The sequence below is a fragment of the Flaviaestuariibacter terrae genome, assembly GCF_054777635.1.
The window spans coordinates 494523-518877 of sequence record NZ_BAAHAL010000006.1 but is presented as its reverse complement, the minus strand read 5'-3'; the positions used below and the strand labels follow the sequence as shown (position 1 = coordinate 518877).

Annotated in this window: 21 protein-coding genes; 10 read left to right on the top strand and 11 right to left on the bottom strand. The window is 57.9% G+C overall.

Going from position 1 to position 24355, the window contains the following annotated elements; translation table 11 throughout:
* The first annotated feature begins 119 nt into the window (after nucleotides 1–119).
* Nucleotides 120–2756 (top strand): valine--tRNA ligase, encoded by a 2637-nt coding sequence (locus tag ACYU7Z_RS02935; protein WP_460567199.1) that lies wholly within the window; start codon nucleotides 120–122, stop codon nucleotides 2754–2756.
* A gap of 175 nt (nucleotides 2757–2931) precedes the next feature.
* Here the strand turns inward: ACYU7Z_RS02935 and secD are convergent, their stop codons facing one another.
* A complete protein-coding gene (gene secD / locus ACYU7Z_RS02930) occupies nucleotides 2932–5877 on the bottom strand; it encodes a protein translocase subunit SecD/SecF (RefSeq protein WP_460567197.1) in 2946 nt (981 codons plus the stop codon).
* Between the two features lie 241 nt (nucleotides 5878–6118).
* Between secD and ACYU7Z_RS02925 the strand changes: the two genes are divergently transcribed.
* Complete coding sequence (locus ACYU7Z_RS02925) at nucleotides 6119–7309, top strand: pyridoxal phosphate-dependent aminotransferase (protein WP_460567195.1); 1191 nt, start codon at nucleotides 6119–6121, stop codon at nucleotides 7307–7309.
* A gap of 67 nt (nucleotides 7310–7376) precedes the next feature.
* Here the strand turns inward: ACYU7Z_RS02925 and coaE are convergent, their stop codons facing one another.
* From coaE to ACYU7Z_RS02890, 7 genes are all read right to left on the bottom strand, one after another.
* Entirely contained in the window at nucleotides 7377–7973 is a 597-nt protein-coding gene (gene coaE, locus ACYU7Z_RS02920; RefSeq protein ID WP_460567193.1) for a dephospho-CoA kinase, read from the bottom strand.
* A gap of 101 nt (nucleotides 7974–8074) precedes the next feature.
* The gene (gene yajC, locus ACYU7Z_RS02915) at nucleotides 8075–8407 is read right to left on the bottom strand and encodes a preprotein translocase subunit YajC (protein ID WP_460567191.1); all 333 of its coding nucleotides are present in this window, start codon (nucleotides 8405–8407) and stop codon (nucleotides 8075–8077) included.
* An 18-nt stretch (nucleotides 8408–8425) separates the two neighbouring features.
* The gene (locus tag ACYU7Z_RS02910) at nucleotides 8426–8878 is read right to left on the bottom strand and encodes a DUF1573 domain-containing protein (RefSeq protein ID WP_460567189.1); all 453 of its coding nucleotides are present in this window, start codon (nucleotides 8876–8878) and stop codon (nucleotides 8426–8428) included.
* 31 nt (nucleotides 8879–8909) lie between these two features.
* Nucleotides 8910–9839 (bottom strand): transcription antitermination protein NusB, encoded by a 930-nt coding sequence (gene nusB / locus ACYU7Z_RS02905; RefSeq protein WP_460567187.1) that lies wholly within the window; start codon nucleotides 9837–9839, stop codon nucleotides 8910–8912.
* A gap of 144 nt (nucleotides 9840–9983) precedes the next feature.
* Nucleotides 9984–10757: an SDR family NAD(P)-dependent oxidoreductase gene (locus ACYU7Z_RS02900; RefSeq protein WP_460567185.1), complete on the bottom strand. Its 774-nt coding sequence runs from the start codon at nucleotides 10755–10757 to the stop codon at nucleotides 9984–9986.
* 139 nt (nucleotides 10758–10896) lie between these two features.
* On the bottom strand, nucleotides 10897–11712 hold the full coding sequence (locus ACYU7Z_RS02895) for a phytanoyl-CoA dioxygenase family protein (protein WP_460567184.1): 816 nt from the start codon (nucleotides 11710–11712) through the stop codon (nucleotides 10897–10899).
* Nucleotides 11713–11811: 99 nt separating this feature from the next.
* On the bottom strand, nucleotides 11812–12453 hold the full coding sequence (locus ACYU7Z_RS02890) for a phosphatase PAP2-related protein (protein ID WP_460567183.1): 642 nt from the start codon (nucleotides 12451–12453) through the stop codon (nucleotides 11812–11814).
* 254 nt (nucleotides 12454–12707) lie between these two features.
* On the opposite strand from ACYU7Z_RS02890, the gene ACYU7Z_RS02885 reads away from it, so the two are divergent.
* The 3 genes from ACYU7Z_RS02885 to ACYU7Z_RS02875 all read left to right on the top strand — a co-directional run bounded on the left by ACYU7Z_RS02885 (nucleotide 12708) and on the right by ACYU7Z_RS02875 (nucleotide 16052).
* Nucleotides 12708–12989 carry a co-chaperone GroES gene (locus tag ACYU7Z_RS02885; RefSeq protein WP_460567182.1) on the top strand — a complete coding sequence of 94 codons (282 nt, stop codon included), beginning with the start codon at nucleotides 12708–12710 and terminating at the stop codon, nucleotides 12987–12989.
* A 100-nt stretch (nucleotides 12990–13089) separates the two neighbouring features.
* Complete coding sequence (gene groL / locus ACYU7Z_RS02880; RefSeq protein WP_460567181.1) at nucleotides 13090–14727, top strand: chaperonin GroEL; 1638 nt, start codon at nucleotides 13090–13092, stop codon at nucleotides 14725–14727.
* Between the two features lie 644 nt (nucleotides 14728–15371).
* Nucleotides 15372–16052 carry a porin family protein gene (locus tag ACYU7Z_RS02875; RefSeq protein WP_460567180.1) on the top strand — a complete coding sequence of 227 codons (681 nt, stop codon included), beginning with the start codon at nucleotides 15372–15374 and terminating at the stop codon, nucleotides 16050–16052.
* Between the two features lie 87 nt (nucleotides 16053–16139).
* Here the strand turns inward: ACYU7Z_RS02875 and ACYU7Z_RS02870 are convergent, their stop codons facing one another.
* Complete coding sequence (locus tag ACYU7Z_RS02870) at nucleotides 16140–16484, bottom strand: HesB/IscA family protein (protein ID WP_460567179.1); 345 nt, start codon at nucleotides 16482–16484, stop codon at nucleotides 16140–16142.
* A gap of 88 nt (nucleotides 16485–16572) precedes the next feature.
* Between ACYU7Z_RS02870 and ACYU7Z_RS02865 the strand changes: the two genes are divergently transcribed.
* Both ACYU7Z_RS02865 and ACYU7Z_RS02860 read left to right on the top strand, forming a co-directional pair.
* Nucleotides 16573–17082, top strand: a complete 510-nt coding sequence (locus tag ACYU7Z_RS02865) for a DUF7935 family protein (protein ID WP_460567178.1) — start codon at nucleotides 16573–16575, stop codon at nucleotides 17080–17082.
* Nucleotides 17083–17227: 145 nt separating this feature from the next.
* Nucleotides 17228–18784 carry an acyl-CoA mutase large subunit family protein gene (locus tag ACYU7Z_RS02860; protein WP_460567177.1) on the top strand — a complete coding sequence of 519 codons (1557 nt, stop codon included), beginning with the start codon at nucleotides 17228–17230 and terminating at the stop codon, nucleotides 18782–18784.
* A gap of 122 nt (nucleotides 18785–18906) precedes the next feature.
* Here the strand turns inward: ACYU7Z_RS02860 and ACYU7Z_RS02855 are convergent, their stop codons facing one another.
* Nucleotides 18907–19536: a DUF4142 domain-containing protein gene (locus ACYU7Z_RS02855; protein WP_460567176.1), complete on the bottom strand. Its 630-nt coding sequence runs from the start codon at nucleotides 19534–19536 to the stop codon at nucleotides 18907–18909.
* A gap of 161 nt (nucleotides 19537–19697) precedes the next feature.
* Between ACYU7Z_RS02855 and ACYU7Z_RS02850 the strand changes: the two genes are divergently transcribed.
* The gene (locus ACYU7Z_RS02850) at nucleotides 19698–21215 is read left to right on the top strand and encodes a serine hydrolase (protein ID WP_460567175.1); all 1518 of its coding nucleotides are present in this window, start codon (nucleotides 19698–19700) and stop codon (nucleotides 21213–21215) included.
* A gap of 124 nt (nucleotides 21216–21339) precedes the next feature.
* Here ACYU7Z_RS02850 and ACYU7Z_RS02845 read toward each other — a convergent pair whose 3' ends face one another.
* Entirely contained in the window at nucleotides 21340–23007 is a 1668-nt protein-coding gene (locus tag ACYU7Z_RS02845; RefSeq protein ID WP_460567174.1) for a glutamine--tRNA ligase, read from the bottom strand.
* Between the two features lie 221 nt (nucleotides 23008–23228).
* On the opposite strand from ACYU7Z_RS02845, the gene ACYU7Z_RS02840 reads away from it, so the two are divergent.
* On the top strand, nucleotides 23229–23810 hold the full coding sequence (locus ACYU7Z_RS02840; protein WP_460567173.1) for an RNA polymerase sigma factor: 582 nt from the start codon (nucleotides 23229–23231) through the stop codon (nucleotides 23808–23810).
* A gap of 17 nt (nucleotides 23811–23827) precedes the next feature.
* The gene (locus ACYU7Z_RS02835; protein ID WP_460567172.1) at nucleotides 23828–24337 is read left to right on the top strand and encodes an anti-sigma factor family protein; all 510 of its coding nucleotides are present in this window, start codon (nucleotides 23828–23830) and stop codon (nucleotides 24335–24337) included.
* Nucleotides 24338–24355 lie beyond the last annotated feature (18 nt).

The following is a 24355-nucleotide window of genomic DNA, read 5'->3' as shown; positions in this document are numbered from 1 at the left end:
GCCCCATTCCAGGGGCCTTTTTATTGACGATTCACGATTGACGATTCACGAGTCCTACAGCCACTTTCAGGGCAGAAGAGTTACCTTTGCCTCCCAAATCCCCGCTTTAGCACCGAATCATGAACACGACGCTTTCCAAAAACTACGAGCCCGGCCAGGTTGAAGAAGGCTGGTACGCCCACTGGGAACAAAAAGGCTATTTCCACAGCACACCCGACGAGCGCCCGCCCTTTACCGTGGTCATCCCGCCGCCGAACGTTACCGGTGTGCTGCACATGGGTCATACCCTCAACGAAACCGTGCAGGACGTGTTGGTTCGCCATGCCCGCATGAGCGGCTTCAACGCCTGCTGGGTACCCGGCTCCGACCACGCGTCGATCGCTACGGAAGCCAAAGTGGTGCAGATGCTCGAAAAAGAAAAGGGCATTAAAAAAAGCGAGCTCACACGCCCCGAATTCCTGAAATACGCCTTCGAATGGAAGGAGAAATACGGCGGCATCATCTACCACCAGATCAAAAAGCTCGGCTGCTCCGTCGACTGGAACCGCGTGACGTTCACCATGGACGACCACTATTACGAGGCGGTCATCAAGGTGTTTGTAGACCTCTATGAAAAAGGGCTCATCTACCGCGGCGCCCGGATGATCAACTGGGATCCCGCCGCGAAGACCGCGCTTTCCGACGAGGAAGTGGAATACAAGGATGTCAGCGGCAAGCTCTATTACGTGCGCTACCGTGTCGAGGACTCCGACGAATACATCAGCATCGCCACGCAGCGCCCCGAAACGATCATGGGCGATACGGCGGTATGCGTCAATCCAACCGACGAGCGCTATGCGCACCTCAAGGGAAAGAGCATCATCGTGCCCCTCGTGAACCGCGCTGTGCCGATCATTTTCGACGAATACGTCGACCCGGCCTTTGGCACGGGCGCCCTCAAGGTGACGCCGGCCCACGACATCAATGACTACAACCTCGGTCTCAAGCACGGCCTGCCTACGATCGATACCCTCAATGAAGACGGCACGCTGAGCGCCGCCGCACTGGTATTTGTGGGAATGGACCGCTTCGACGCCCGCAAGGCAGCCGTAGAGCAATTGCGCGCCGAAGGGGCCCTGGTAAAGGAAGAAGAATACAGCACCCGCCTCGGCTACTCGCAGCGCTCCGGCGCCGTGGTAGAGCCGCGCATCTCCACGCAGTGGTTTGTGCAGATGAAGCACTTCGCCGGCCTCGCGCTCGACGCGGTGAGCAGCGGTGAAGTAAAGATCCACCCGGAAGAGCGCTTCCTCGCAACCTACAAATACTGGCTGGAGAACATCAAGGACTGGTGCATCTCGCGCCAGCTCTGGTGGGGCCAGCGCATTCCCGCCTGGTATGACAAGGAAGGCCGCTTCGTGGTTGCCGCAACAAAAGACGAAGCGATCGCCAAGTTCAGGTCGCAGCACAACATTGACGCTTCCCCTTCGGCCATTGACCAGGACGAAGACGTACTCGACACCTGGTTCTCTTCCTGGCTCTGGCCGATCGAGGTCTTCAACGGCATCGTTGATCCCGGAAACAAGGAAATCGACTACTACTACCCTACCAACGTGCTCGTCACCGGCCAGGACATTATCTTCTTCTGGGTGGCGCGCATGATCATGGCGGGTATGGAATACAAGCAGGAGCGCCCCTTCGAGCACGTCTACTTCACCGGTATGGTGCGCGACAAGCAGGGACGCAAGATGAGCAAGAGCCTCGGCAACTCGCCCGACCTGCTCGACCTCATCGACCGCTTCGGCGCCGACGCCGTTCGCTTCGGCATCCTCATCTGCTCCCCCGCCGGCAACGACCTGCTCTTCGACGATTCCAGCTGCGAGCAGGGACGCAACTTCAACAACAAGCTGTGGAATGCCCTGAAGCTGGTGAAGATGTGGGAAGGCCGCCAATCTACGGAGCCTGCCAGCGCAGGTGCCCCGATGCCCTTCGAGGTCGAATGGTTTGGTCAGCGCCTGGCCCAGGTAAAGACGCAGGTGGAGGACCTGTACAAGGGATTCCGTCTCTCGGAAGCGTTGAAGACCATTTACTCGCTGATTTGGGATGACTTCTGCTCCTGGTACCTCGAATGGGCCAAGCCCGGTTTCGAGCAGCCGATCGACAGCGCGGTGTACGCCAAGACCGTCGAGTACTTTACCGAGCTCATGCAGCTGCTGCACCCCTTTATGCCCTTCATCACCGAAGAGATCTACCACCAGCTTGCCGAGCGCAGCGACGACCTTTGTGTCCGCCAGTTTACTAAGGCTGCTCCGGTTAACGGCGAGCTGCTGAAGCAGGGCACGCTTCTCCAGGAAGCCATTTCGGCGCTCCGCGATGCGCGCGTCAAGAACAACCTGAAGCCGAAAGACCCGGTGACTGTTTCTATCCAGACCGATGGAACGGCCACTTACGAGGCCATCCGCGCCATCCTCGCGAAGCAGGTCAATGCCGATATCCAGTTTGTCAGCGATGCCGTTCCCTCGTCCATCGCCGTCGTGCTGGGCAGCGACCAGTTCTATATCAGCTCCGAGCAGGCCATCGACAGCTCGGTACAAAAAGAGCAGTTGCTGAAAGAGCTCGAATACCAGCAAGGCTTCCTCGCTTCGGTCGACAAGAAGCTTTCGAATGAGCGCTTTGTACAGAATGCGAAGCCCGAAGTAGTGGAAGTGGAGCGCAAGAAGAAGAAGGACGCCGAAGAGAAGATCGAGGCGATCGAGAAAAGCCTGGCCCTGCTGGCGTAGGGAACCGCAGAACAACGAACAAGCAATTTTGAATACGGAAGGAAGTCTGAAAAGGCTTCCTTTTTTTATTGGCAGATTCCGATCAACATTCCCTGTTCCTTGCTCCTTGTTCTGCGGTTCAAAAAAAATCCCCGCATTGCTGCGGGGATTATAAGTAGGATGCGGTTGTTTGTGCTTAGTGCTTCGCGAGCTCTTTCTTCTTCGCGGGCTCGGCAGAGGCTACCGGCTCGGCGTCGCCACCGAGGGAGCGCTTGCCACCCATGTCCACGAGGATCGGGGCAGCTACGAAGATCGAGGAGTACGTACCGGTGATCACACCGATCAGCATCGCAAAAGCAAAGCCGCGGGTTACTTCACCACCGACCAGGAACAGGATCAGGATGGTCAGGAACACCGTCAGCGAGGTCATGATGGTACGGCTCAGCGTGTCGTTGATGGCCTTGTTGATCACCACTTCTTTCGGAGCGCCGATCATCTGGCGGGTGTATTCACGGATACGGTCAAATACGATCACGGTATCGTTCATCGAGAAGCCGATCACCGTCAGCACGGCCGCGATGAAGTGCTGGTCGATCTCCAGCGGGAAGGGAACCACGTTGCGGAGGAACGAGAACACAGCCAGCGTCACGAGCACGTCGTGCAGCAGGGCCACAATCGTACCGAGCGAGTAGCGCCAGTCGCGGAAGCGGATGAAGATGTAAAGGCAGATGATGATAATCGAGAAGATGGTAGCCTGGAGGGCGCCGCTCTTGAGGTCATCGGAGATCGTCGGGAGCACCTTGGTCTTTCCGAGCTTGTACTTCGTATCGAACTGCTCGTACGTGGTACCGGCGGGGAGGTGCTTCGTGAGGCCCGACAGAAGCTTCGCCTGCACGAGCGAGTCGGCAACCGGGCGTGTGTCGGTGATCAGGTACGACGTAGTGATGTCGAGCTGGTTGTCGGCACCGATCGTTTTGATAACGGGGTTCTCGCCAAAGGAGGCCTTCAGGTCGTTGCGTACTTCGTCGACCGTTACGGGCTTGTCGAAGCGAACGATGTAGCTGCGGCCGCCCTTGAATTCAACGCCCTCGTCGAAGCCGTTGAAGATCGAGGCGATACCGAGCGCCAGCACGATACCCGAAACCACGTAAGCCACCTTGCGGTACTCGATAAAGCGGTAAGCGGCGTGCTTGAAAACGCGCTTCGAAATACCGGTGAAGTATTCGAGGTGACGCTTCTTGTTGGTGAAGAGGTCGCTCACCCAACGGCTAACCAGGATGCCGCAGAACAGCGACAGGAGGATACCGATAATCTGGGTGGTGGCAAAGCCTTTAACGGGGCCGAGACCAAAGGAGAACAGGATGATCGCGGTCAGCAGGGTCGTAACGTGGGCATCGAGCACCGGCGGCAGCGAGCGGCGGTAGCCTTCGCTCACGGCTGTCTGGTAGTTCTTGCCACGCGTCAGTTCTTCCTTGATGCGCTCGTAGATAATTACGTTGGTGTCTACCGCCATACCGATCGTCAGTACGAGACCGGCGATACCGGGTGCCGTCAGCGTGGCGCCGAGGCCCGTGAGGATACCGATGGTAAAGAGGAGGTTGAGGATAAGGGCGATGTTCGCAACCCAGCCGCTCGTGTTGTAGTACACCAGCATCAGGAGGAAGATCACCACGAACGAAAGGCCGAAGGCCATCATGCCACCCTTGATGGCGTTGGCGCCGAGGGTCGGGCCGACAACCTGCTCCTGCACGATCTTGGCGGGGGCGGGCAGCTTACCTGCTTTCAGGATGTTGGCAAGGTCTTTCGCTTCTGCGGGCGTAAACGAGCCCGAGATGCTCGAAGAGCCGCCGTCGATGCGGTCGTTCACGCGGGGCGCGGAGTATACGATGTTGTCGAGAACGATGGCGATGCAGCGGCCTTTGTTGGCGCCGGTCATGTCGCCCCAGATGCGGGCGGCAGTCGGGTTCATCTTCATCGTTACCTCGGCCTGTCCGTTTACCTGGTTGAAGTCGTCACGGGCGTCCACGATGGCCTCGCCTTCCAGCTTCGCCTTCTCGCGGCCGTTCGTCTTCAGGCCATGGAGGGCTACGAAGTCGGCTGTCTTGTTGTCTTTTGTTTCGGGAATGCCGTAGGCAAACGCGATGTCGGCGGGGAAAGCCGAGCGAACGGCGGGGTTCTCGAGGTACGAGCGAACCAGGGCAGTATCGTTCGTTTTTACATAGCCGATAAGGCCATAGTCGGCCTGGGCCGGCTGAATGTACTGGAACAGCGACTGGCGCTTGGCGGCCGAAGTGTCGCCACCGCTCATCAGCTTGTTGAACGCAGCGTCGGCCAGCTGGAGGGCACCGGTGCCCTGGTTGTTGGCGAGCTCGCTGATGTTGTACGTTTCCCAGAACTGCAGGTTGGCCGAGGACTGGAGGTACTTGCGTACGCGCTCCTGGTCCTGTACACCCGGGAGTTCAACGGTAATGATACCGCGGTCGCGGTCGGGGTTGATGTTGGGCTGGGCCACACCGAACTGGTCGATACGGGTACGCAGTACGCGGAAAGTACGGTCGAAGGCGTCGTAGGCTTCGGCGCGGATGGCGCTTTCCACCTTGTCGTCGCTGTCCTGCGGCTTGATGCGATCCTGGCCGGCAACGGCAAACAGGGACGCAAGACGGCCGTTGGGGTTCAGCTTGGTATATTCCCGGCGGAACAGCGATACGAAGTCGGCATTGCTGTTGGCCTTGTCTTTCTCGGCGTTGTCGAGTGCCTGGAGGAAGATGGGATCTTTCGAGTTGTTGGCCATGGAGCGCAGCAGGCCACTCAGCTCTACCTCGAGGGTAACGTTGATACCGCCCTGGAGGTCAAGACCGAGGTTAAGCTCGTTCTCTTTGGCTTTCTGGTAGCTGATGGCACCGGTGGGACCGTAATGCACGGTCGTGCTCTTGCTGCTGTCGAGGAGACGCTTGTAGCGCTGTGCCTGAGCTTGCTCCTTGGTTGCTTTGTCCGCATTCCGGAAATTCAGGTTCGTCCACGCTTGCGCCTTTGCCTCCATTTTCTTCTCGTGGCTGCGCACCACCCAGGTGAAGGATAATTCGTAAATAGAGTACAGGATCAGCAGGATCGTAAAGAAACGGACCAGGCCTTTCAATTGCATACACGGTTTTTTTAAAGAGGGGCAAATATAGCCTTTTCGGTCTAAAATACCCGCAAATCTTCGGCGGCGCGGGCGGCCGGAATCGGCCAGCAGACAAGGCCTCCGGGCGATGGGAAGAATGGGCCCACGATCGGCCAGGAATCGGTCGGTTGAAAGCCCTGCTGCAGCGCGCCGGGAACGATTGCGAAAATTGGAGGCTCGGAATCGGATTTCCTTACTTTTGCCCCTTTCACACGAACCCATGGAATTAGCTTCCCGATTGCTGCTTTTCAATGAGCCCGAAACCCTCCGTATGGCCAAGCTCGGCCGAGAATTGCGTGCCCAGGGCATCGACATCGTCGACCTGAGCCTTGGCGAGCCCGACTTCGACACGCCCGCCCACATTAAGGAGGCGGCCAAGAAGGCCATCGACGACAACTGGAGCCACTACACACCGGTTGCCGGCTACCTCGACCTCCGCGAGGCCATCTGCGCCAAATTCCGCCGCGACAACCGCCTCGAGTACACGCCCGACCAGATCGTGGTGAGCACCGGCGCCAAGCACAGTCTGGCCAACGCCGTGCTCAGCATCATCAACAAGGGCGATGAAGTGATCATCCCCACGCCCTTCTGGGTCACCTACGAAGCGCTCGTGCAGCTGGCCGAGGGAACGGTGGTGAAGATCAACTCCTCGATCGGCAATAGCTACAAGATCACCCCGGAGCAGCTGGAGGCGGCCATCACGCCGAAAACGCGGCTTTTCATGTTCTCCTCCCCCTGCAACCCGAGCGGCGCTGTATACAGCCGCGCCGAGCTCGAGGGGCTCGCCCAGGTATTCCGCAAACATCCCCGCGTGCTCGTCATCTCCGACGAGATCTACGAATACATCAACTACAACGACTGTATCGAAAGCATCGCCCAGTTTGAGTGGATGAAAGACCGCACCATCGTCGTCAACGGCCTGTCGAAGGGCTTTGCGATGACAGGCTGGCGCCTTGGCTACCTCGCGGCGCCGAAAGAGATCGCCAAGGCCTGCGAGAAGCTGCAGGGCCAGTTTACAAGCGGCACCAATGCCGTCACCCAGCGCGCGGCCATCGTGGCACTCACGGCACCGCTTGATGCCACGAAGGCGATGGTGGACGAATTTGCGCGGCGCCGTGCGCGTGTGCTCGAGCTGATGAAGGAGATCCCGGGTTTCCAGTTTGCCTGTCCCGATGGCGCCTTCTACGCATTCCCCTGCGTGGATGCCTACTTCGGAAAAAAGGACGGCGACGATGTCATCCGCAATGCCGACGACCTCGCGATGTACCTGCTGCACAAAGGCCATGTAAGCACCGTTACGGGCTCTGCCTTCGGCGACAAGCAATGCATCCGCCTCTCCTTCGCCAACAGCATGGAAAATATCGAGAAGGGCTTCGCGCGGATCAAGGAAGCGCTGGCGCGGTTACGTTGATTTGTTGAGAAATTGATTGATATACGTGAAAGGCGCCGCTCTGCGGCGCCTTTGGCATTGTTGCGGGCTAATGTCCGTCTGCCGCCAGGCCGAGCAGCTTTTCATGCAGCGCCAGCACTTGCGGGATCACGAGCTGCTGCTCGTCGTTGCGGATCACGAAATCGCAAAGCTTCATCTTGATACCCGCATCGATCTGCCGCTTCATCCGGGCAAGCACTTCGTCGCGGCTGCTTCCGTCGCGCTGCATAGCGCGCTGCACGCGGAGCGAGAGCGGCGCATCGATGCCGATGATGTAATCGAGCCCGGACGCCGACCCGGTTTCGAAAAGCAGCGCGGCTTCCTTCAGCACATAGGGGCTTTCCTGGGCTTCCATCCAGGCGGCCGCGTCGGCAATCGTGGGCGGGTGCGCGATGGCGTTGAGCAGCTCGAGCTTCTCCGGATCATTGAACACGATTGCTGCAAGCGCGCGCCTGTCGAGCCTGCCTTCTTTGTACAATGCCTCCCCGAACTGCGCCTTCAGCCTGGCCTGCAGGCCGGGGTGGGTATCGTACAGGCGCTTTGAGGCCGCATCGGCATCGTACACCGGGATGCCCAGCAGCGCGAAGACCTTTGCCACCGTGCTCTTGCCCGAACCGATCCCGCCTGTGATACCCACTTTCAGCATAGCTCAAATGTAAAAAGTCAAAATCCAAAAATCGTCGCCGCCGGAAAAGCTATTGACTTTTGAATCTTGACTTTGGTCTTCGTGGTGAAACGAAGAATCGGTTATTTCTTTTCTGCGGGAGCGGCGGTGCCGGTCTTCTGCAGGTTCTGGGTCATTTCCATGGAGATCGACGAGCGCTCCATCTTGATATAGGAGCCGGGCGAGATCTCGAGCTGCACGGTACCATCTTCGTTGATGCGGCTGAGGGTGCCGTGGATACCGGCGATGGTCACGACCTTATCGCCTTTCTGGAGTCCGTCGCCAAAGGACTTTTGCAGCTTCTGGCGCTTGGCCTGCGGGCGGATGAAAAAGAGCCAGAATACGAGGATCATGCCGCCGATGAAGATGAACTGAAAGCCACCACCACCGGGCGCTCCTGCTTGAAGTAAATACATAGTTGCTGGTTAAAATAGTTATTGAGCCGTTACTTCGACATTGAAGTACAGCTCCTGGATGTTGGGGTTCGTATTGGCCTGAACGATCACGTTTTTGTGCTGGGTGCCGATGCGGCCTTCGCTGTTGAAGGTGGCGCGGATGCGGCCTTCGGCGCCGGGCGCTACGGGTGCCTCCGGCTTTTCGGCGATGGTGCAGCCGCAGCCGGGCTGGGCTTTCTCGATCACGAGGGGCTTGTTGCCGCTGTTGCGGAAACGCCAGACCACTTCCACCTGCGCGCCTTCCATTACCTTACCGAGCTCCTGGGTGGTCGAGTCGAGCCACTGGATCTTGGTGTAATTGGCGGTGTCGGTCATCGTGCGGGTGTCCTGGGCCCGCTTGAGCGAATCGGCGCGGCTGCTGCTCTGGGCGTCCTGTCCGTTACAGGCAGCGAAGATGGCTGCGGCGGCGAGAACCGGGAAAAATGCTTTCATGCGTTTCGGTTGAGGTCGCAAAAATAATGGCTCAGGCTCCTTTGCGGAAATCCGTTTTGTGCAGCTGGCCCGATTGAACAAGGTCTTTGTGAATGTTGTCGAGAATGCCGTTGATGAACTGGCCGCTCTGCGCGGTGCTGTATTCCTTGGCCAGCTCGATATACTCGTTGATGGTCACCTTCGGCGGGATCGTTTCGAAATAGAGCAGTTCGGCCACGCCCATCTTCATCAGGATCATGTCGAGTGCGGCAATGCGCTCGGCGTCCCAGTTTTTGAGTTTCGGGTGGATATAGCCTTCGAGCTGCTCCTGCTTTTCGAGCACGGTGCTGAGCAGGCTTTTCGCAAACTGGAGCTTTTCGGGCGAGATGAACTGGTCGATCCGGAAAGATCCGGGCTTCTGCAGGTAACCCTGGACAAGCTGCACGGTCATTTCGCCATCGTCGTCCCAGTTCGGGAAGAGCTCCTCGATATGGGCGATAAAGTCTTCCTGCGGCAGCAGCAGGTCCTCGAAAATAAATTCGAGGATTCCACGCTCGGCTTTCTTATCGCGCGATTCGGAGGAAATATAGGCGTGGTATTCGGGGGTCTCTGCAAGCTTCATGTACGTACGGCGCACGATGTCGCGATCGATCCGGAGCTCGGGCTTCGCGCTGGCCCACTCCGACTTCAGCGAGTCGTCTTCCTTGAGGGTCCAGAGCAGCTCGTTGCCCGCGATCTTGGTGTTTACATTGAGGTCTTCGGTCGAAGGAAGGTGCTTCGAGCGGCGCTGGTACGAATCGGTTTCGGCATAGCCGGCCACTTCGGTAATAAAATAGAGGAGGTACTGCAGCAGGTCGCGCGACTGGTCGAAGTGCTTTTGCAGCAGGCGCTGCGGCTCTCCGGGCTTTCCCCCACCCTCCTGCGTCGTCAACGTATACAAGGTCTGCATCACTTTCACCCGGATATTCCTTCTGCTGATCATCGCTAACAACTTTTGAGCCGGCAAAGATAGCTGAAAACAGTTTGTAGTTTGGAGTTTGTAGTTTGAAGTCAGGCCGTGATGAGCCCTGGCCATTGCGAAACCACGTGTCGCTTTGCGCAACTACAAACCACAAACTACAAACTTTTATTTATAAAGCCCCGCTGCCGTGCGCTCGGCGAGCGACTTCGGAAACAGCCAAACCAGGAAGGCCCCGAGCTTGTTGATGGCGCCGGTGATCACCTCGGTGCGGCCCTGCAGCGTTGCCTGCACGGCGGCTTTGGCCACTGCTTCCGGGCTCATGTTCACCTTCTCGGCGGCTTTCTGCGCCTTCGGCCCTACCTGGGCCCGGTTGGCAAAATCAGTGTCGGTGGAGCCGGGGCACACACAGGTAACCGATACCGGCGAATCGCGCAGCTCATAGTGCAGGCCGCGGCTGAAGGTGAGTACAAAGGCCTTGCTCGCCGCATAGATGCTGAGGAACGGAACGGCCTGGTAAGCCGCCGACGAAGCGATGTTGAGAATCCAGGCTTTCGGCTGCTGCTTCAATACAGGGATAAAGAGGTGGGTGAGCGCTACGAGTGCGTTCATGTTCACCTGCATCATATTTTGCTGCCCTTCGAGGGAAAGGCTTTCAAAGGAGCCGCTGGAGCCGAAGCCGGCGTTGTTCACGAGCGCCTGCACAGCATAGCCCGCATCGCGGCACCAGTCGAAGATTCGCTGCGGCGCCGCCGGGTCGCCGAGGTCCTCGGCCCGGGTATTCGCTTCCACGCGGAAGTCGGCGCGGATGGCCGCTGCGGCTGCTTCGAGCGCGTCGGCGCCGCGGGCCACCAGCAGCACATTGTAGCCGCGTGCCGCCCATTCGCGGGCAATAGCCAGACCGATGCCCTTGGAGGCTCCTGTGATGAGAACGTAGTTCATAATACTGCTTTAGGGAGGTTGAAATGTTCAATGTTCAATCCTCAATACTCAATGTTCAAGTGCTTTGTTGAAAATTGAACATTGAGCGTTGCGCATTGAGCATTGGAAGCAAAGAAGCTCCGCATCGCGGAGCTTCGGGCTAGTTTTGAACGGTTGAGGCAAGCCGGTGATAAAACGGCGTCTTGCTCTTGTCGTTCTTCGGCATGTACTTGCCGGTAACCACCGGAACATACATAACGCGGCGGCGGCTGGCCTCGCCGAAGTGCGGCGATTGCTGCACGCGGTGCCAGAGGCGGCCATCGTGCACGGTAAGGTCGCCGGCCTCGATGTCGAAGCCCACTTCGCGCGGATCGGGCTTGTGGTCGATAAAGTATTTCTTGCCAAAGAGGAGCCGGAGAATGCCCTGGTTGTGGGTGCCGGGGAGGATGCGGAGGCCGCCGTTCTCAAAGGGGCAGGTATCGAGGTGGATGCCTACATTGAGCATCGGCATGATCCGCTGGCCCAGGAAGAGGTCGCGCGGGGAGTCGGTATGCCAGCCCATCTGCGAAAACGCGCTGTTGGCTGTGCGCACATAATTATTAAGTACAAGGCCGTCTTTCTCGTATTCGCCGATGCGGCCCTCAAAAGGTGCGACAAGGCCGGTAAGGGCCTGGAGGCGCGGGTCGCGGAGCAGCTCCTGGAGCAGCGGGCTGAATTTCGATGTGAAGCAGATCCGCTGGATGGTTTTGTTGCCCAGCTCGTCTTTGCCGAATTTGAGGGGAATGCCGTGAATTTTTTCAACACCCTCGTCGAGCAGTTGCTCCTCGATGCGGGTCACCTCGGCGCGGATGGCCAGGAGGGTTTCCTGTGGGATGAAGTTGCGGAACATCAGGACGCCGTGCTTTTGGAAAAAGGCGAGTTGCTCCTCGGTGATAGAATGGCCCAGTACAAAATCAGGTATCGTGAATTTCCTCATTACAGTCTCAATTTAAAAAAAGGGTGGTCGGGGTCGTTACGGATGTTGGACTATTTCCCGCTTAAAACAACGCAAATTTACGCATCCTGCCAAAGCATTTTAGCGGAAAGCCGCCTTTTTGCCGGTGAGATAGCATAAATAGGTGAGGATTGGCGCCGCGAGTACATCAATTGTATAATGCACATGCTGCACCAGCACGAGGCATCCCACCGCAACGCCCGCAAGCGCCGCCAGCCGGCGCTGCCAACGGAGCGCGAAGCAATAGGAAAACAGGAACAACGTAGCCGTATGACCGGAAAAGAACAGGTCTTTGGTGATGAAGGTTTTGCCGTAGAAGCGATTGGCCAGCGGGTCCACGAGCGGGATGAGTCCGGGCGGTGTGTCCAGTGCCGTGAGATAGATGCTAGCCATACGCGCGGCAGTGAGTACCGCAAAGCTCCAGACGAACAGAAGCATGAAGCGCGGGCTCCGGAAGGCCTGCCATACGGCGAGACCGGCGATGCCCCAGATACAGCTGAAGATCGGCAGCGACACATCCCGCGGGGAAACGGCCAGCAGCAGCGGATCATGCAGCGCCCGGCCGGGGCGGGCTTCGATCAGCTGGAAAAAGGGCGGCAGCAGGGCCAGCATAACGAGCGAGAGCAGGATGCCTTCCAGCAGTCGCCGGCGAAGGGGCTTCACGCGCCAGGCAGCGTCCCAGCGGTCGGCCGTTGATTCAAAAAGGTCTCCGGGTACAGACATCGGGCGGCAATGTTACGACAGTTGCCGCTGCCGATGAGCGCCGTGGACAAACTGACAGAATTTCGCGCGCCTGTCAGGGATTGCCAGCCCTGCTGAAAAAAATTCAGGCAAAGCGGCAAAAAAACCGGGGCAAACCGGAAATAGTTTCCGGTTTCGCGTGGTGGCACGTATTTCGAGCAGGGAGGGCACCGCGTGGGGACGGATTCACCGTACCTTGCGGCCCACATCTTCAATCAAACCAAAATTTCATACGTATGTCGAACAAAGTCAATGTTACCCCCCTGCACGACAGAGTGATCGTGAAGCCGGCTGCTGCTGAAGAAAAGACCGCCGGTGGTATCATTATCCCGGACACGGCAAAAGAAAAGCCCCAGCGCGGTATCGTAATCGCAGCCGGCCCCGGCAAAAAAGACGAGCCCGTAACCGTGAAGGAAGGCGACACTGTGCTCTACGGCAAATATGCCGGTACCGAGATCTCCATCGAAGGCAGCGACTACCTGATCATGCGCGAGAGCGATATCCTGGCGATTGTCTAGGCTTCGACTACGCTCAGCCTGACAACACAGCTTACGGTCACCCTGAGCGAAGCCGAAGGGTGATGCATTCTAATCCTTAAAAATTCAAACAGAAATAATCATGGCAAAACAACTGTTTTTCGAAACTGATGCCCGCAATAAGATGAAAAGAGGTGTTGACGTACTCGCCAACGCCGTAAAGGTTACCCTCGGTCCGAAAGGCCGCAACGTGGTGATCGAGAAGAAATTTGGCGCTCCCGCCGTAACCAAGGACGGTGTTTCCGTTGCCAAGGAGATCGAGCTGGAAGACGCTATCGAGAACATGGGCGCCCAGATGGTAAAGGAAGTAGCCTCCAAGACTGCCGACATCGCCGGTGACGGTACGACTACCGCCACGGTACTGGCCCAGGCCATCATCACCGAAGGCCTCAAGAACGTAGCCGCCGGTGCAAACCCGATGGACCTCAAGCGTGGTATCGAAAAGGCCGTTCGCGCCGTAGTAGAGAACCTGAAGTCGCAGAGCCAGACCGTTGGCAACGACAACCAGAAGATCGAGCAGGTAGCCACCATCTCCGCCAACAACGACAGCGAGATCGGTAAGCTCATTGCCGAGGCCATGGCCAAGGTATCCAAAGACGGTGTGATCACCATCGAGGAAGCCAAGGGTATCGAAACCACTGTCGACGTGGTAGAAGGTATGCAGTTTGACCGCGGTTATATCTCTCCCTACTTCGTTACGAACAGCGAGAAGATGCAGGCCGAGCTCGACCGCCCCTACATCATGATCTACGACAAGAAGGTGTCTTCGATGAAGGACATCCTCCCGATCCTCGAGAAAGTGGCCCAGCAAGGCGCGCCCCTGCTGATCATCGCCGAAGACCTTGAAGGTGAAGCACTTGCTACCCTCGTGGTGAACAAGCTCCGTGGCACCCTGAAGATCGCCGCCGTGAAAGCCCCGGGCTTCGGCGACCGTCGCAAGGAAATGCTCCAGGACATTGCCGTGCTCACCAAGGGCATCGTGATCTCCGAAGAGCAGGGCTACAAGCTCGAGAACGCCGACCTCTCCTACCTCGGCCGCGCCGAGCGCGTTGTTGTCGACAAGGACAACACCACGGTAGTAGGTGGCTCCGGTGAAAAAGAAGCCATCACGGGTCGCATCAACCAGATCCGCGCCCAGATCGAAAACACTACTTCCGACTACGATCGTGAGAAGCTCCAGGAACGCCTCGCCAAGCTCAGTGGTGGTGTTGCCGTGCTGCACGTAGGTGCCGCCACGGAAGTGGAAATGAAAGAGAAGAAAGACCGCGTTGACGACGCCCTGCACGCTACCCGCGCTGCCGTTGAAGAAGGCATCGTTCCGGGTGGTGGTGTTGCCTACGTGCGCGCCATCGAAAGCCTCAACAGCATCGATACGCTCAACAGCGACGAGGCTACGGGTGTACAGATCATCCGCCGCTCGCTCGAAGAGCCCCTGCGCCAGATCGTTACCAACGGTGGCCTCGAAGGCTCGGTTGTGGTTAACAAGGTGCGCGAAGGCAAAGGTGACTACGGCTTCAACGCCCGCACCGAGAAGTACGAGAACCTCATCGCCGCCGGTGTCATCGACCCCACGAAGGTGAGCCGCATCGCTCTCGAGAACGCCGCTTCGATCGCCAGCATGCTGCTGACCACGGAGTGCGTAGTGGCCGACAAACCCGAGCCGAAGTCGGCAGCCGGTGCTCCCGCCGGTATGCCGGGCATGGGCGGTATGGACTACTAATCGCTGATGTCGAATGTCTGATCGCTGATATCAGACGTCCGACATCCTGTATCAGACATAGAAGTGCCGGTCTTGCGACCGGCACTTCCATTTTAAAGAACTGCAAGAAAAAGTGAAAATATTTTTTGCCGATGGGGTTCGTGATACGGAAAGAAACAATTAACTTGTAGTACCATCCTCTGGATCGACCACTCCACCCACCTTTGGCTTGGTGTTTGCGCACCACTACCCTCTGAAAATCAGCTATTTCTGTTAACTCTAAAAAAGGTAGTCTATGTTGTCCAAGATGATTCGCTGGTTCAAATCCCGGTTTACAAAAGCTAACAGAAAGACACGCTCGAAGTCCGGTTTCAATGCCGATAATCCCTTCCTGATTCTTTGATAAAAGCTCCGTACAAGGCTGGTAACATGCCTTGGATTCCTCGCATCCCTAACTTATATTAGTGAACGGAAATCCAATACCTGTCGCGCCCTGTTAATCGTACCGAGAAGAACCTTCGTCCTGGCCGGTACGTATGTGTCCGCCCCCGGCGGCCATTCAGGCTGAAGCCCTGCTGCTATAAACGAATGAACCCTGGCCCCGTGCCGGGGTTCGCAATTTTTGGCAATGCTTTTGCATGGCTGAGTTGCAAACAGCTTTTTCTATGCGAAAATTGATCCTGGCCTCCGCCCTCCTGGCGGGAGGCACCGGCGCCGCGCAGGCGCAGCAGTTACGCGTTGGCGTGAACCTGGCCAACATTTCCACAACCGCAAACGGCCGCGCCGATGATGCCAACAGCCTTACCTCCTTCCAAGTCGGCTTTGTCGGTAACGTCAAGCTCGGTACGCCCCTGTTGGCGCTGCAACCCGGCATCTTGTTTACGGGCAAGGGTGCCAAAGTACAGTACCGCCAGCCCGGGCAGGTAGGTTACTACAAGCAAAGCATCAACCCGTTTTACGTGGAGGTTCCGGTAAACCTGGTCGTGAAGCCGCCGATCGGTGGCGGCAGCCACTTCTTTGTCGGCGCGGGTCCCTACATTGCCATGGGTGTCGCGGGTAAGGCGAAGACGGAGGGCAGCGCGATCGTGGCCGTAAACGGCGAGCGATCCATCCGCTTTTCGAACGACGACCCCAGCACGTTCAACCAGGAAGAAGGCACCGGCTACGGGGTGCTCCGCCGCTTCGACTACGGCCTCAACGGGACGGCTGGCTTCGAAGGCAAGTTTGCCGTTATCGGTGTCAACTATGGCCTTGGCCTTGCCAAGCTGCAGTCGGGAACGAACAGCAGCGCCGACGACGCCAACAAGCACCGCGTGCTCAGCTTCTTCGTCGGCATCAAGCTGTGACGAGGTGAGCAGTGTGCAATGTCATCCCAAAAAGAAAGGTCCCATCGGGACCTTTATTCATTAATTCACGTTCGTGCTCACCGCTGACTACACGGCAAAGGACGATCCGCAGCCACAGGTAGTGGACGCATTCGGGTTGCGGAAGGTAAAACCACGGTTCGACAGCCCGTTCTCCCAATCAACTTCGACACCAAGCAGGTACAGCTCGTGACCGCGGTCCATGACGAAGCGGATGCCTTCGGTCTCGTACTCCTGGTCGTTGCTGCCCGGCTGGCCGAATTCAAGTATGTAAGACATGCCCGAGCAGCCTCCTCCCTTGACCCCGATACGCAGCACTTGCGATGCGTCGAAGCCGGGCTCGGCCATCAGGCGGCGGAGCTCATTGGCGGCGGGAGCGGTAAAGCGCACAGGGGCGATCGTTGTCGTTTCCATGCAGCAAAAATACGGCACTTCCGCGCCCGGCCGGAACAGCCGGGAAATAATGGCATTTTGTTGACAGAGACCTATTTTTGGACCCGTTATGAATATGGATACGTCAACGGTTTCATTACTGGTGGCCGCCGTCGCGCTGGCGGTTGCCCTGGTCTCCCTTTTTCGCAAACAGGCACCTGCCGAAGTTCCGGCGGTCGCCAGCGGCGGCCCCGCGCTTCCGCTGAAGCTTACGGCCTATGAGCGACTCGTGCTGCTCTGCGAGCGGATTTCGCTCCCGGCCCTGATCGGCCGCACGGCAGCTGCCGACCTCAGCGCCCAGGAGATGCGCTACGTGCTCGTGGAGAACATCAAGCAGGAATACGACTACAATGCCTCGCAGCAGATCTACGTATCGGAGGCCGCCTGGTCGGCCGTGCGCAACCTCCGCGACCAAAGCCTGCTGGTGATCAACCAGGTGGCCGGCATGCTCCCCCCCGATGCCCGCGCCGGGGATCTCAACAAGAAGCTGCTCGAGGTGATGATGCAGCAGGAAGGAACGGCGCTGCACACCGCGGCGCTGGAGACGCTGAACGATGAGGCAAAGAAAATCATGCGTTGAACGTGAGCGCTGGGACTCGTGAATCGTGAATCGTCAATCGTGAAAGCACTGTCGATCCACCCAACACCTGTTCTTCGCAATGCGCAACCTTTCCCCGAATCATTGACGATTCACGATTGACGATTCACGAACTCAAATGCGTTTCATGAGCCATAAGATTCAAACCGACTCCGGCATCGACATAAAGCCCCTTTATACTCCCGCCGACCACCCGGCGCCGATGGCGGAACTGCCCGGCGAATTTCCGTTCACGCGCGGCGTGCAGCCCGACATGTACCGGGGCAAGCTTTGGACGATGCGGCAGTATGCCGGGTTCTCGACGGCCGAAGAAAGCAACAAGCGCTACCACTACCTCCTCTCGCAGGGTGTGATGGGTCTTTCGGTTGCCTTCGACCTGCCGACGCAGATCGGCTACGATTCCGACCACGCGCTTGCCGAAGGCGAGGTGGGTAAGGTAGGTGTCGCCATCGACTCGCTCGAAGACATCGACACGCTCTTTCACGGTATCAGGCTCGAAGATGTGTCCACGTCCATGACGATCAACGCTACGGCTTTCATTCTCCTTTCCTTCTACGTGGCGCAGGCGAAAAAGCAGGGCGCTGACCTGAAGAAGATCGCCGGCACGATCCAGAACGATATCCTCAAGGAGTACGCCGCCCGCGGTACTTATATCTATCCCCCGAAACCGTCGATGCGGGTCATCACCGACATTTTCGAATGGTGCAGCCGCGAGCTCCCGAAATGGAACACCATCTCGATCTCGGGGTACCATATCCGTGAGGCCGGCTCTACGGCGGTCCAGGAGATTGCTTTTACGCTGAGTAATGGCAAGGCCTATGTACAGGCCGCGCTCGCAAAGGGGCTCGACATCAACGTCTTTGGCAAGCGCCTTTCGTTCTTCTTCAACGCGCACAACAACCTCTTTGAGGAAGTGGCGAAATTCCGCGCGGCGCGGCGCATGTGGGCCCGCATCATGAAGGAGCTGGGCGCCACCGACCCGAAGGCCATGATGCTCCGCTTTCACACACAGACCGGTGGCTCGACGCTTACGGCGCAGCAGCCGCTCAACAATATTTCGCGGGTAACGATCCAGTCGCTGGCTGCCGTACTCGGCGGCACGCAATCGCTGCACACCAACGGTTATGACGAAGCGCTGAGCCTTCCCACCGAGGAGGCCGCCCGCATTGCCCTCCGGACCCAGCAGGTGGTCGCCTTCGAAAGCGGCGCGCCCGACACCGTCGACCCGCTGGCCGGCTCTTATTTCGTGGAGAGCCTGACCGACGAGGTTGAGCAAAAAGCCTGGGAGCTGATCGCGCAGATCGATGCCATGGGCGGCTCGGTGCCGGCCATCGAGCAGGGCTTTATCCAGGACGAGATCGCGCGCAGCGCTTACCAGTACCAGCGTGGCATCGAGCGTGGTGAAAAGATCATCGTAGGCGTCAACAAGTTTACGATCGACAAGGAGGCGCCTGTACCGGGCTTCCGCATCGACGATTCTATCCGCGACGCACAGGCCCATAAACTCCAGTCACTTCGGGCCCACCGCGACAGCGCCGCCGTACAGCACTGCCTCGAGCGCGTGCGCCAGTCGGCAGTCGACGGCACGAACCTTATGCCCGCCGTTATCGAAGCGGTGGAAGCGTACGGCACGCTCGGTGAAATAGCGGATGTGTTGCGGGGAGTGTTCGGGGAACATAAATAGAGAGAAGATGTCGGATGTCTGACGTTTAATGTCTGATTTTTTAGGCAGCGTTCAAATATAAAAGCGCCCCGTCCATTGGCCGGGGCGCTTTTCATCAGACATCCGACATCAGATATCCCACATTACTTGATAGCTGCGTTGATGGCCTTCGCGCTGTCCTGGTGCATTTTCAGCGTCGGGAGTGTTTTGGCGGCCCAGGCTTTCAGGTCGGCGTCGTTGGCGCCGCTGGCGGCTTTCTCAAACTCGGCCACGTCCTTGTTGTGATCGGTGACCATCATGCCGATGTAATGCTTGTCGAAAGCCTTGCCCTGCATTTTCTGCATGGACATCATGTGGTCCTGCGTGTTTTTATCGAGGCTGTCGCTGAGCATCATACCCTTCGCACGGGCGAGGTTCATGAGCTCCTGGTTAGCCGCCTGGTGGTCGCGTACCATCATGGCGCCGAATGCTTTTACGCGGTCGTTCATGGCGTTGGTTTGGGCCACGTTGCCGGCCTGCACTTCCATCATGCCGCCCATGGCTGCCTTTTTCACGAAGTCCATGTCTTTGTCGTTCAGCGGGGTGCTGCTGTACGTGGTCCCGGCCGGTGCGGTGCTGGACGGGTTGTTCATTGCCGTATCCGGAGCTACGGTTGTTGTGTTGGTGGTGCTGACAGTCGTGTCGGTAGTGCTTTTCGACGTGGAGTCGTTGCTGGTACACGATGCGAGCAGAGTTGAGGCAATCAGAGCTGGTAAGACAAACGTCTTTTTCATATAGAAGTTGTTGGTGAACAATGGCGCGATAGGCAAAAAAGTCATGCCAGCGGCGCAAACCCAGCTTTGTTGGAGGATGCCGCTGCGGAGCTGCAACAAGTTTTGAACGGCCTGCCTCAAATAGGGAATTGTCGTACTTTGGCCGAAATCACCCACGTACCATGAAAAAGATCATGCCCCTCCTGCTGAGCGTGCTTGGCGCCTTGCCGGCCACCGCCCAGCAACCTTCCTTTATTTCCGACTCCCTTGATCAATACATCGCCCGTGGCCTCAAAGACTGGAACCTTCCCGGCCTGTCCGTGGTGGTGGTCAAAGACGGCAAGGTGGTGCTTGCCAAGGGCTATGGCGTTCGTGACCTGACAAGCGGCCGCCCCGTTGACGCGCATACGCTTTTTATGATCGCGTCGAACACGAAGCTCTTCACGGGCACGGCCCTGGCACTGCTCGAAACACGCGGTAAGATCAACCTCAACGACCCCATCCGCAAATACTTTCCCGACTATCGTCTTTACGAGTCGGCCGCCACCCAGCTGGTCACGATCCGCGACCTGCTGAGCCACCGCATCGGAACGAAGACCTTCCAGGGTGACTTTACGTTCTGGAACACGCTGCTTTCCCGCGAGGAGATCATGAAACGGATGCGTCTCCTCAAGCCAACGCAGCAGTTCCGCCAGGACTACGGCTACTGCAACAGCTGCTTTCTCACTGCGGGCCAGGTCATACCGCGGGTGTCGGGCTATATGTGGGAAGACTTCGTGCGCGACTCCATTGTCCGCCCGCTCGAGATGAACGAAACGCGGGTACTCTCCACCGATATCGACAAGCAGCCCAACGTGGCGGTGCCTTATACAACATCCTATACCGGTACGCTGCAGCGTGTGCCCTACGACAACTGGAACAACCTCGCCCCGGCCGCCGCGATCGTGAGCAACGTGAGCGATCTGGGCCACTGGCTGCAGTTCCAGCTCGACAGCGGCCGCTGGATGGGCAGGCAGGTAATGCCGTTTTCGGTGCTGCAGAAAACGCGCGATCTCAACATCGTCGTCGGCAGCCGGAAGTCGGGCGCGTTCCCCACACATTTCCGTGGCTACGGACTCGGGCTTTTCGCCACCGATTACAACGGCCGCCAGGTATACTGGCATACCGGCGGTGCGGGTGGCATGGTAAGCAACGTGTGCTTCGTGCCCGAGGAGCGGCTGGGCATTGCCATCTTGACGAACCAGGATAACCAGAGCTTTTTCGAAGCGCTTCGCTATCAGATCCTCGATGCCTACCTTGCTGTTCCGTACATAGATCGCAGCCGCCAGTTCCTGGGCCCGGCCCGCCGCGAGCTGCAGGGCCAGCTGGCAGAGATCAGCGCCTGGAAAGCGCGGGTAAAAGGCAACAAGCCATCCCTGCCCCTGGCCGAATACTCCGGCTCCTACCAGAATCCGCTCTACGGCTCGATCCGTATCCGCACCGAGGGCGACAGCCTTGTGATCCGTTTCCTCAACCACGAAAACCTCGAGGCCTCACTCAGGTACATGGACAACGGCGAATGGCTGATGACTTATAACAACATCGAGTACGGCATCTTCGCCATCCGGTTTGAAGAGCTCAAAGGCAAGGTGCGGAGCGTGACCACACGACAGAACGAATATGCCGAGCAGGATCCGTATGTCTTTATTAAAACGAAATAACGAAGCAGCGAAAGTCTGCTAATCTGCTAGTCTGCTAATAATAAAACCCGCTTCGGTGAAGCGGGTTTTATTATTGTAGTAGCGAAAAAGTATTAGCAGACCAGCAGATTAGCAGACTACCAAATTATCCCTTCTTCTGCTCCTTCGCCCAAGCATCCTTCAGTCCAACCGTGCGGTTGAATACGAGGCGATGGTAGGTTTCCTTGCTGTCGAGCGTAAAGTAGCCCTTGCGGAGAAACTGGTAGCGCTCGTTCATCTTCGCTGTTTTGAGCGCGGGCTCGGCGTATACGTTCGGCAGCACTTCCAGCGAAGCCTCGTTGATGTACGATTTGAAATCACCTTCCTCGTTGGAAGGATCTTCCACCTTGAAGAGGCGGTCGTAGAGACGCACTTCGGCGCTGATGTTGTTGGTGGCGGACACCCAGTGCAGCGTACCCTTCACATTGATCCCCGATGTATCCGAACCGCTTTTGCTTTCCGGGATATAGGTGCAGTGCAGTTCGGTGATATTTCCATCAGCGTCCTTAATCACTTCGTCGCATTTGATGATGTAGGCAAACTTGAGCCGCACCATACCACCGGGGAACAGACGGAAATATTTCTTCGGGGGATTTTCCAGGAAATCGTCGCGCTCGATAAACAGCTCGCGCGTGAAGGGGATCTCGCGGGTCGGGCTGTTCGGATCTTCGGGGTTGTCCTCCCCGATCAGCATTTCGGGGCCATTGCCGTCCTGGTAGTTGGTCAGCACTACCTTAATGGGATCGAACACTACCATGCGGCGAAGCGCGATCTTGTTGAGGTGCTCCCGCACGCAGAACTCGAGCAGGCCTACGTCGATCAGGTTTTCGCGCTTGGCGATGCCCACGCGGTCGCAGAAGTCGCGGAAGGCTTCCGGGGTGTAGCCGCGGCGGCGCATCCCGCTGATGGTGGGCATCCGGGGATCATCCCAGCCATCGACGTGCTTCTCTTCCACGAGCTGCTTCAGCTTGCGCTTGCTCATGACGGTATACGTGAGGTTGCGGCGCGCAAATTCGTATTGATGCGAGGGGAATATCTCCAGCTTCTCGATAAACCAGTCGTACAACTCGCGATGCGGAACGAACTCCAGTGTGCAGATCGAGTGCGTTACCTGCTCGATCGAATCGCTCTGGCCATGCGCGAAGTCGTACATGGGGTAAATACACCAGGTATCGCCGGTGCGGTGGTGATGCGCATGCTTGATGCGGTAGATGAGCGGATCGCGCATCAGCATATTCGTATGGCCCATGTCGATTTTGGCGCGTAATACTTTCTCGCCGTCCTTGTATTTGCCGGCGCGCATGTCGGTGAAGAGCTGCAGGTTTTCCTCGATGCTCCGGTCGCGGTGCGGGCTGTTCTTCCCGGGCTCGGTGGGCGTGCCTTTCAGCCGCGCGATTTCCTCGGAGGAAAGGTCGTCTACATAAGCAAGGCCTTTCCTGATCAGCGTGACCGCATACTCATAGAGCTGCTCGAAGTAGTCGGAGGCATAGTGCTCGTTCTTCCACTCAACGCCGAGCCATTTCACATCGGCCTTGATGGAGTCCACGTATTCGGTTTCCTCGGTCGTCGGGTTGGTGTCGTCGAAGCGGAGGTTGGTGTAGCCGGGGTATTTCTGGGTAAGCCCGAAGTTGAGGCAGATGCTGGTGGCATGACCAATGTGCAGGTAGCCGTTCGGCTCCGGCGGGAAGCGCGTCACGATACTCTTATACTTGCCGCTTTTGAGGTCGTTCTCAACGATTTCCTCGATAAAATTCAGGGATTTTTCTTCTGACATACGGCGGCAAAGGTAACGAATCGGCGCGCGTCAACCGTTGGTCATGATCCTGCTTTCAAGGGCATCTCCAGGCACGCACAACGCAGCAGCACAACAGCCCGTCCCTGGCCTATCCTGCCGACGAGCCAATTTGCGGATTGGGTGCCCGGCAGGGTCCACGTCAAAATGATTTCCGAACTTTGCGGTAACCTCTTTTTACAACACGACGTCAAAGAACCCGAATGCCCCCCGAAACGGCCGATACCGAGCTTTTAGCGCGCGTGCTGCGTGGCGACAGCGCTGCCTATGCCGTGCTGGTGGAGCGCTACCAGGGCTTCGTGTTTACGCTGGTGCTTCGCTATGTCAAAAGCAGGGAGGATGCCGAGGAGGTGGCCCAGGACGTATTTGTAAAAGCTTACCGGGCGCTGCCGGCGTTCAAGGGCGAGTCGAAATTCAGCACCTGGCTTTATACCATCGCCACTACAAGCGCGCTGAGCTGGCTGCGAAAGGCCCGGCCCGACGTCCGCTCACTCGACGACGAGCAGGTGTTTGCCCGGGCCGACAACCTCGATGGCGGACTCAGTGCCAACCAGGTCGAGGCGAAGTCGCGCAGCGAGCTTGTGAACCGGGCGCTGCGGCTGCTCGGCCCCGACGATGCGCAGGTGCTGACGCTTTTTTACAAAGGCGAGCAAAGCCTCGAGGAGATCGCGGCCATCCTGGGCATCGAGGCCAATGCCGCCAAAGTGCGGCTGCACCGCGCGCGGACGCGGCTTAAGGAAAAAATGCAAACGCATTTCGCCGCGGAAGTGCGTGATCTTTATTAACCCTGAACATTGCCGTTATGGAACAAGCGCAGGATATGGAAGTGCAGTTGTGGGCCTACATCGATGGCCTTGCCGACGCGACCGAGCAGAGCCGGATCGAGCGTCTCCTTGCGGAGAATGCCGCCTGGCGCGCCAAGTATGCCGAGCTGCTCGAAACCCACGAACTGCTGCAGCTGGGTGAGCTTGAAGAACCTTCGCTCCGCTTTACCCGCAATGTGATGGATGCCATTGCACAGGAGCAGATCGTTCCGGCAACCCGCCAGTACCTCAACAAGCGGGTCATCGGCGGCATCGGGCTTTTCTTTGGCGCTCTCCTGCTCACAGTTTTGGTGTACGCTATCGGGCAGTCGTCGGGCAGCGATGCCGGCAGCTCCCGGCCGGGCGTTCCTCTTCCCAGCTTCGACATCAGCACGGCGTTCAGTAACCAGTATGTCAACCTGTTCCTGATGGCCAACATCGTGCTGGGGCTTTTCCTGCTCGACCGTTTACTGGCAGCCCGGCGTGAAAAGGGGCTGCGGGAGCACTGATAGCGGTCGGTTATCCCC